This is a genomic window from Kitasatospora sp. MY 5-36 (assembly GCF_001182915.1).
Lineage (GTDB): Bacteria > Actinomycetota > Actinomycetes > Streptomycetales > Streptomycetaceae > Kitasatospora.
On the sequence record NZ_LFVW01000114.1, the window covers coordinates 1 to 7,700 of the forward strand.

The 7,700-nt window shown below is 71.3% G+C and carries 8 protein-coding genes; 5 read left to right on the top strand and 3 right to left on the bottom strand.

All coding sequences use genetic code 11. The annotated features are described in order from the left end of the window. Positions 1–308 precede the first annotated feature (308 nt). From AE652_RS09450 to AE652_RS09470, 5 genes are read left to right on the top strand one after another with little or no spacing between them, the layout of a single operon-like run. Complete coding sequence (locus tag AE652_RS09450) at positions 309–602, top strand: type VII secretion target (RefSeq protein ID WP_147409165.1); 294 nt, start codon at positions 309–311, stop codon at positions 600–602. A gap of 30 nt (positions 603–632) precedes the next feature. Continuing rightward, positions 633–1,895 (top strand): WXG100 family type VII secretion target, encoded by a 1,263-nt coding sequence (locus AE652_RS09455; protein ID WP_049650776.1) that lies wholly within the window; start codon positions 633–635, stop codon positions 1,893–1,895. A 12-nt stretch (positions 1,896–1,907) separates the two neighbouring features. After that, positions 1,908–2,939, top strand: a complete 1,032-nt coding sequence (locus AE652_RS46260; RefSeq protein ID WP_159028403.1) for a hypothetical protein — start codon at positions 1,908–1,910, stop codon at positions 2,937–2,939. 17 nt (positions 2,940–2,956) lie between these two features. Next, entirely contained in the window at positions 2,957–3,688 is a 732-nt protein-coding gene (locus AE652_RS09465; RefSeq protein WP_049650778.1) for a hypothetical protein, read from the top strand. A 38-nt stretch (positions 3,689–3,726) separates the two neighbouring features. Then, entirely contained in the window at positions 3,727–4,629 is a 903-nt protein-coding gene (locus AE652_RS09470) for a sucrase ferredoxin (RefSeq protein WP_049650779.1), read from the top strand. 57 nt (positions 4,630–4,686) lie between these two features. Here AE652_RS09470 and AE652_RS09475 read toward each other — a convergent pair whose 3' ends face one another. The 3 genes from AE652_RS09475 to AE652_RS09485 are packed head-to-tail and all read right to left on the bottom strand — an operon-like array spanning position 4,687 to position 7,500. Next, a complete protein-coding gene (locus tag AE652_RS09475) occupies positions 4,687–5,748 on the bottom strand; it encodes an ABC transporter substrate-binding protein (protein WP_049650780.1) in 1,062 nt (353 codons plus the stop codon). A gap of 35 nt (positions 5,749–5,783) precedes the next feature. Continuing rightward, on the bottom strand, positions 5,784–6,701 hold the full coding sequence (locus tag AE652_RS09480) for an ABC transporter permease (protein WP_369808280.1): 918 nt from the start codon (positions 6,699–6,701) through the stop codon (positions 5,784–5,786). Then, a complete protein-coding gene (locus AE652_RS09485) occupies positions 6,691–7,500 on the bottom strand; it encodes an ABC transporter ATP-binding protein (protein ID WP_049650781.1) in 810 nt (269 codons plus the stop codon). The genes AE652_RS09480 and AE652_RS09485 overlap by 11 nt, the downstream gene beginning before the upstream one ends. Positions 7,501–7,700 lie beyond the last annotated feature (200 nt).

Consider the following 7,700-nt stretch of genomic DNA (forward strand, 5'->3'; position numbering starts at 1 on the left):
GCCCGCGCCGCCACCGCCAAGGGCGCCCCGGTCGACCTGCCCGAGCGCGACCCGCGCCGCGACGGCTCCGGCACCCCGGTCACCACCCCGATCGCGGTGGTCGCCGGCCCGGCGTAGCGGCTCCCGCCCGAGCGGAGGGGCACCGGACATCGTCCGGTGCCCCTCCGCTTTTTCGTGCCCGCCCGGCCGGGGATGCGGAACGGCGATCTCCAATTCCCGGTCATGGCCCGAACTTTGCCCTCCCATGGGTTAGGTTCACCGAACAGGTGTGCTCGACACCTCGTCACCAGCCTTGGGGGGCATGGCAGTTGGCTGAAGAATTCAAGATCGACATGGGCCGGATGAGAACGGTGTCCAAACAACTCGACGAATGCGGCACCCGCATGGGGGCGGTCGCCAAGAGCCTCGAGAACCTCGGCAAGGGAAAGCAGTTGGGCACCGCACGGCTCGACGCGGCGTGCAAGGGCTTCGAGGACCACTGGCACGGCGGCATCGGCCGGATGGCCAAGCTCGCCCACGGCCTGCGCGAGGGCCTGGACGCGACGCTCAAGAACTACGGGGAGAACGAGCAGGGCACGGCCAAGGGATTCGGCGCGACCTGAGCCGACCAACAGGGGGACTGACTTTCCACCATGAGTGACAAGAACTGGCCGGGCCTCGGCTTCTGCCCGGCCCCGGGGGACCTTCCGGCCATCGCCAAGATGTACGCGGACGTCGACGCCGTCGCCCGCGAACTGGAGGAACTGCGCCACACCCTCGCCGACCTCGGCTCCGACGGCAGCGCCTGGCAGGGCGAGGCGGCCCGCAACTTCGCGGGAAAACTGGGCGAACTGCCCAAGTACCTCACCCAGGGCCACGATTCGATGGCCGCCTGCTCCCGGGCCCTCAAGGCCTGGCACACCCAGCTCACCGGCCTGCTCGCCAACGGCCGGACGATGGAGGCCCAGGCCGTCGAACTGCGCTCCCGGCTGGGTGACATGAACGTCCAGTGCGACGCTGCGGGAAAGGCCCTCGACGCCTCCGCGCAGTCCACCGACGCGGCGGCCCAGTCGAAGGCCAAGGCCGACTTCGAGGCCAAACTCCAGGCCCAGCAGCAGCTCGCGCACCAGCTCGACGAAGTGATCGCGAACGGCCACAAGCAGCTGGCGGACCACAAGAACAAGGCCGAGGCGGCCGCCAAGGCGATCATGGAGGCGTCCCGGCACCACCCGCCGGACCCGAGCTTCCTCAAGCGGATGCTGGACAAGGTGGAGCACGCCTGGCAGAAGTCGCTGGACTTCCTCGCCGAGCACGCGGACGACTTGTCCAAGATCTCAGCCGTGCTGGCGATCGCCGCACTGGCGGTCCCCGTGGCGGGCCCACTGCTGGGCGCCGCGGCCATGCTGACCAGCGCGGCCGCGATGGCCGGGCACGGCATCGCCAAGTCCCGGGGCCAGGACGTCTCCTGGCTGAAGATCGGACTGGACGGGCTCGGGGTGATCCCGGGCGTCGGCGCCATCAAGGGCTTCGCCACCGCCGGGAAGTCGATCACGAAGGTCCAGGGCGTCGGTGTCGTCAACAAGGTGATCCGAGCCCCGATCCGGAACGTCAGGACCTCGGTGGCGGCCGAGGGGGCCGGCGCCGCCGAACGCACCTCGGCCGCCGGCGCGGGCCTGTTCGAGAAGACCATGAACCCGATATCGACCAAGCTCATCGTCGGCGGGCTCAAGAAGGCGGGTGTCGCAGTGGACCCCCGCACGGTCACGATCACGAACAAGGCGAACGGGCTCGCCTACGGTTTCTACCAGGACGGCGAGAAGGAGAAGGCCCGGGCGTCCCACGTCGAGGCCCCGGGACCGCTTCCGAAGCCCGCGTACCGACCGGCGTCCGCTCCGTTCCTGAACGCCGTCGGCTGAGAGGACAGGCGCATGGTCAAGGACCTCTACGTGACCCTTCCCGTCTCGGGCGGGCAGCTCGTTTCCGTGCCCGAGGTAGCCGAAGCGGCACGGCGGGCCGAGGCACTCTACGGTGTCACTCTGCTGAACGACGATGTGGCCCGCAATGTGGTGATCAGACACATGCGGCTACGGAATCGGCTGGACTCCTTCGACGAACTGGCGCTGCTGCTCATCATCATGGGCGTAGCAGCTTCCTGGATCACCGGCAATTGGGCAGCAGTGATCCTTGGGGTTCCGGCCGGAATCGCACTCTGGATATGGGGCGCGAACCGCGGATCGGCAAAGACTGAAGCTTCCGTACATTTCACCGCGTACATCGGGCTGCTGAACCAGGCCAGGCGCGCGGGGCTGACGGTCCGGATCCCCACCGAGTGGGGAGCCGATACCGAGCAGGCGTCATGGGACGCAGACGCCCGGCCCGCTCCGCAAGCGCAACCACCGGCCGCATACCCCACCGGTCCGGGCCCGTACGCCCCCGTGCCCCCGCCGTCCGTCGCTGCGCAGCCCGGCTCGTGGTGGCCGCCCGACGCGGTGATCGACCCCGCGTTCCCGGTGCTGCCGCCCGCCGCGCTCGCACAGCACTGGCCGCTGGCCACCCGGGCCCGTGAACTCGGTGCCCCGCACGGCCTCGACTTCCTGGACGAACAGGCGGTCCGGGGCCTGCTCACCGCGCAGCGGCGCACCGTCCGCCGGAGACTGGTGTGGACCAATGTCTCCGCCCTGGTCTTCTGCGTGGCCGTGCTGGTCGGCTTCCTCGGCTCGGACTTCAGCTATTCCGAGCAGCGTCGGCAGTCCATCCTCGTCATCGGCGGCCTGGTGGCCTTCTGCGCGCTCACCGCCCTCCCCGCGCTGAGGGCGCACTGGACCTGGCACCGCTCCGGTCTTCGCGACCGTGCCGCCGCCTACCTCGACCTGCTCGTCGAAGCCCGCGCGTACGGCGTCCCGGTCCCCGTCCCGCCGTCCTGGCTGGACGTCCACAACCGGATCCGCAAGCCGTCATGACCTCCCAGGAAAGCTCGATGCCCGACATACCGACGGCCTACCGTCCCGCCGAGGACGCGCGGCTCCAGATCCGCTTCGTCGTCCCGCCCGCCTTCCACGAAGTCCCGGTGCTCGGCACCGACGACCAGGTGGCCGAGGAGCTGTGGGAGCTGGTCTGCGAGGTGCTGGCTTCCCAGCCCGAGGAGGTGCGGGTGCGCTGGGCCGTGGCACTGGCCGGGCTGATCCCGTCGATGGCCGAGGCCGGGGTGATCCACGCCGGGATGTGCCTGGTGGACGTGGACGGCCGACCGAGCACCGCGTCGATCACGGCCACGGTCTGCCCGCTGGTCGGCACCGACTACCCCGGCGCGGTGGACTTCCTGCTCACCCGGCTGGCCCTGTCCCGTCCGGAGGCGGAGGTGACGGCGGTCGAGCTGCCGGCCGGGCGGGCCGTCGCGGTGATCGACGCGGTGGCGACCGCGGTGGACGACGGGTCGACCCCGCTCGACGGCTTGGCGGTCCCGCTCGTCGACGGGGTGCTGACCACCTCGGTGATCCAGGTGCACCTGCCGCTGCCGAACGAGTCGCAGCTGCTCTCGCTGGAGCTGAGCACCCCGTGCCCGGAGGACTGGGTGCTGTACTCGGAGCTGTTCGCGGACGTCGTCCGCAGCATCCACCTGGAGTTCGCCGACCTCCCGACCGTCTCCGAGCCGATGTACGACACGGTGGACGAGGAGGTCGCGCAGCGGGTGAAGGCCGCCTTCGGGTGATCGAGTGAGGGTGATCAGCTGAGGGTAGCCTTGCCGGCGTGAGCACTTGTGCGACCGTGTCGCGTGAACTTTCGGAGCCGCTGGCCGCGACGGCGGCGGTGGCGAGCACCTGGCTGCTGGTGGAGCAGAACGGGCCGTGGGGCGCGAAGGCGCTGGGCGAGAGCCATCTGGACGCGGCGGTGGGGCGGGCGCTGGAGGCGGCCGCGGCCGGGACGGGCGTGCGGGTGGCGTTGATCCGCCGGCCCGGGCGGCACGCCGACTGCCTGCCGACCCCGCGCCACGAGGTGCTCGTGGCGCACACGGTGCCGGGCCGCGACTGGGTGCGCCGGGCGGCGGTGGCGGATCCGGCGGAGCTGCTGGGCCTGGACTTCGCGGCGCTGGGCGCCGGGGACCACACCGGCTTCGGTGCGGAGCACGTCGGCGGCCCGGTGGCCCTGGTGTGCACCAACGGGCGGCGGGACCGCTGCTGCGCGCTGCTGGGCCGTCCGCTCGCGGCGGAGCTGGCGGCGGCCGGGCACAGCGAGGTGTGGGAGGTCACCCACCTGGGCGGGCACCGCTTCTCCCCCACGATGCTGGTGCTGCCGTACGGCTACGCGTACGGGCGGCTGACGCCGGAGACCGCCAAGGAGGTGCTGGCGGCGACGGCGGCCGGGCACACGGTGCCGGAGTGGTCGCGCGGCTGTTCGGGCTGGGAGCGTCCGGGCCAGGCGGCCGAGCACGCGGTGCGGCTGGCGACCGGCGAGACCGGGGTGGACGCGTTGACGCTCGTCCAGCGGCCGGACGGTGAGCGCCGCTGGCTGGTGACGGTGCTGCACCGGGACGGCAGGTCCTGGGAGGTGGACGTGATCGAGACGGTGAGCGAGCCGGCGCGTCCGGAGAGCTGCGGCAAGGCGGCGGGGACGCCGTCGCGGATGGACGTGCTGTCCGTACGAGGGCTCTGACGCACAGCGGCCCCGCGCCCGTGGGGGTGGGCGCGGGACCGCTGTCGGCGGCGGGGCTCAGCCGGCGGCCTTGGCGACGAACTCCGTGGTGTAGGTCTTCGCCAGGTCGATCGACCCCTCCTTGCCCTTCACGTCCGGGTGGAACGCGGCGAGCACCGAGAGCACCGTCTTCGGCCCGTCGGCCGGCATCACGCCGTCCGTGGTGAACATCGGCAGCGTCGCCTTGATCGCCGCCGCGTACTGCTCGGCGCCGCCCTGGGCGTAGTCGGCGGGCATCTTCGCGGCGATCTCCTCGGGGCTGTGGGTGGACATCCACGTGAGGGTCTTCACGAAGGCGTTGGCGAGCTTCTGGGTGGTGTCCTTGTTCTTCTCCACCCAGTCGGTGTTCATGTACAGCGACGAGGACGGGTAGAGCCCGCCGAGCGCCTCGCGCGAGCCCTCGGGGGTGCGCATGTCGTAGAGGACCTTGCCGAGGCCCTTGTCCAGGACGGCGGCGACGGTCGGGTCGGTGGTCATCCCGGCGTCGATGCTGCCCTGCTGGAGCGCGGCGATGAAGGTCTGGCCGGCGCCGACCGCGATCGGGCTGAACTCGCTGACGGCGGTGCCGTTCTTGACCGCGAGGTACTTGGTGAGGAAGTCGGTCGAGGAGCCGAGGCTGGTGACGCCGAGCTTCTTCCCCTTGAAGTCGGCGCCGGACCTGATCGCGTCGGCCTGCTTGCTGGAGACCACCTCGACCTCGCCGGGCGCCTGGGCGAACTGCACCACGGACTCGACCTTCTTGCCCTTGGCCTGGAGGTCGATGGTGTGGTCGTAGAAGCCGACGGCGCCCTGGACGTCCCCGGCGAGCAGCGCGGTGGTGGCGTTGACGCCGGCCGGTTCGGTCATCAGCTCGACGTTGACGCCGGCCTCGGCGAAGTGGCCGAGCCGCTGGGTGAGCATCGCGGGCAGGTAGATGACCTTGTCCAGGCCACCGACCATGATCTTGACCTTGGGTCCGTCGACCTGCTGCCCGGCGGGGGCGGCGACCGCGCCGTGTCCGGCGGTGGCGGCGTCGTTGGCGCAGGCGGAGAGCGGGAGGAGCAGGAGGGCGGCGAGGGCGGCGGCAGCCGTTCTGCGCATGGGTGGGGGCCTCTCTTCGTACGGGCGGGGGAGGTTCAGCGGCCGTCGCCCGCGTCGGCGGGCTTCCAGCGGAACAGCTTCTTCTCGGCGAAGGTCAGCAGCCCCTCGGTGAGCAGCGCGACGACGGCGAGGATGGTCATGGCCGCGTACACGCCGGCCGCGTTGAACGTGCCCTGGGCGGCCGCGACGAGCAGGCCGAGGCCCTTGGTGGCGCCGATGTACTCGCCGACGATGGCGCCGATCAGCGCGAAGCCGAAGCTGACGTGCAGGCTGGTGAAGATCCAGGTGGTGGCGGCGGGGATGACCACCTGGAGGGTGACCCTGCGGTTGTCGGCGCCGAGGATGCGGGCGTTGGCGACGAGGTTGCGGTCGACCTCGCGGGCGCCCTGGAAGGCGTTGAAGAACACCGGGAAGAACACCAGCACCACCGCGGAGGCGACCTTGGAGGCCGGGCCGAGGCCGAACCAGATCAGGAAGATCGGCGCGAGCACGATCCGCGGGATCGCGTTGAGCACCTTGATGTACGGCCCGAACACGTCGGCCAGGAAGCGGATCCGGCCGAGCGCGATGCCCAGCAGCACGCCGCCGATGACGCCGATCACCCAGCCGGCGAGGGCCTCGTACAGGGTGTAGCCGATCTGCTCGCCGAGCGAGCCCTGCGCGGTGCCGTGGGTGACCCACTGCCAGATCTGGTCCCAGATCCTGGACGGCTGGGAGAAGTTGAACGGGTCGATGACGTCGGTGCGGGCGCAGACCTCCCAGAGCCCGAGGAAGGCGAGCAGCACCGCGACCCGGGCGCCGTAGACGACCAACCGGCGGTTGCGGGCGGCCCGTTCGCGGGCCTCGGTCCTCGTCGTGACGGCCGGGGGCTTCCCGGCGCCGGCCGGCGCGGCTCCCGGCGCGGCTCCCGACACGGACTCGGGCACGGAATCGGACGCGGTCTCAAGCGGCACGACCCGCTCCTCTCTCCCGGGTGATGCGCACCTCTTCGCCGAGCGAGGCCCAGATCTCGCGGTACAGCTCGACGAACCTCGGCTCCAGCCGGACGGCCTCCACGGTGCGCGGGCGCGGCAGGTCGACGGTGAAGACCTCCTTGACGGTGGCCGGTCCGGCCGTCATGACGACGACCCGGTCGGCGAGCGCGATGGCCTCGTCCAGGTCGTGGGTGACGAAGACGACCGACGAGCCGGTACCGGCCCACAGCTCCAGCAGCTGGTCCGACATCAGGGCCCGGGTCTGCACGTCCAGGGCCGAGAACGGCTCGTCCATCAGCAGGATCGCCGGGTCGTTGACGAAGGTCTGGGCGAGCGCGACGCGCTTGCGCATGCCGCCGGACAGCTGGTGCGGGTAGCGGTCCTCGAAGGCGGCCAGGCCGACCCGGCCGAGCCAGTCCCGGGCCCGTTCCCTGGCCTCGGCGGCGGGCACGCCGCGGAAGCGCGGGCCGGCCATCACGTTGGACAGGACGGTGCGCCAGGGGAAGACGGCGTCCTGCTGGAAGACGAACCCGACCTTGGGGTCGATCCCGCGCACGGGCTCGCCGTACACCCGGACCTCGCCCTCGGTGGGCTCCTCCAGGCCGCTGACCAGGGTCAGCGTGGTGGACTTGCCGCAGCCGGTGGGGCCGACGACGGCGACGAACTCGCCCTGGGCGACGGTCAGATCGAGATCGCGGACGGCGGTGTGCAACGCCCCCGAGGGGGTGCGGAAGCGTTTGGTCGCGCCGGTCAGCTCGATCGCCGGGGTCTCGGTCATGCATTCCTCCCGGTTCTGTGCTTGCCCCGGAAAGGTAGGAGCGGGCCCGGCCCCGGCGGGAGCCTTCTTCGCGTAGTGCGACTTCTCCGCATAGAGGGGTGTTCTGCTCGTTTTGCTTGCGCTACAACTGCGGGGACGCGGCTGACAGAAACAGCGCGGAAACATAGGGTGTCCCGACCCACCCCACCGGAGGCGCCCCC

Excerpts from the sequence above, each read along its gene's own strand:
- AE652_RS09485 (WP_049650781.1), bottom strand. The coding sequence starts at position 7,500 with ATGACCGAGACCCCGGCGATCGAGCTGACCGGCGCGACCAAACGCTTC.
- AE652_RS09455 (WP_049650776.1), top strand. The coding sequence starts at position 633 with ATGAGTGACAAGAACTGGCCGGGCCTCGGCTTCTGCCCGGCCCCGGGG.
- AE652_RS09465 (WP_049650778.1), top strand. The coding sequence starts at position 2,957 with ATGCCCGACATACCGACGGCCTACCGTCCCGCCGAGGACGCGCGGCTC.
- AE652_RS09475 (WP_049650780.1), bottom strand. The coding sequence starts at position 5,748 with ATGCGCAGAACGGCTGCCGCCGCCCTCGCCGCCCTCCTGCTCCTCCCG.
- AE652_RS46260 (WP_159028403.1), top strand. The coding sequence starts at position 1,908 with ATGGTCAAGGACCTCTACGTGACCCTTCCCGTCTCGGGCGGGCAGCTC.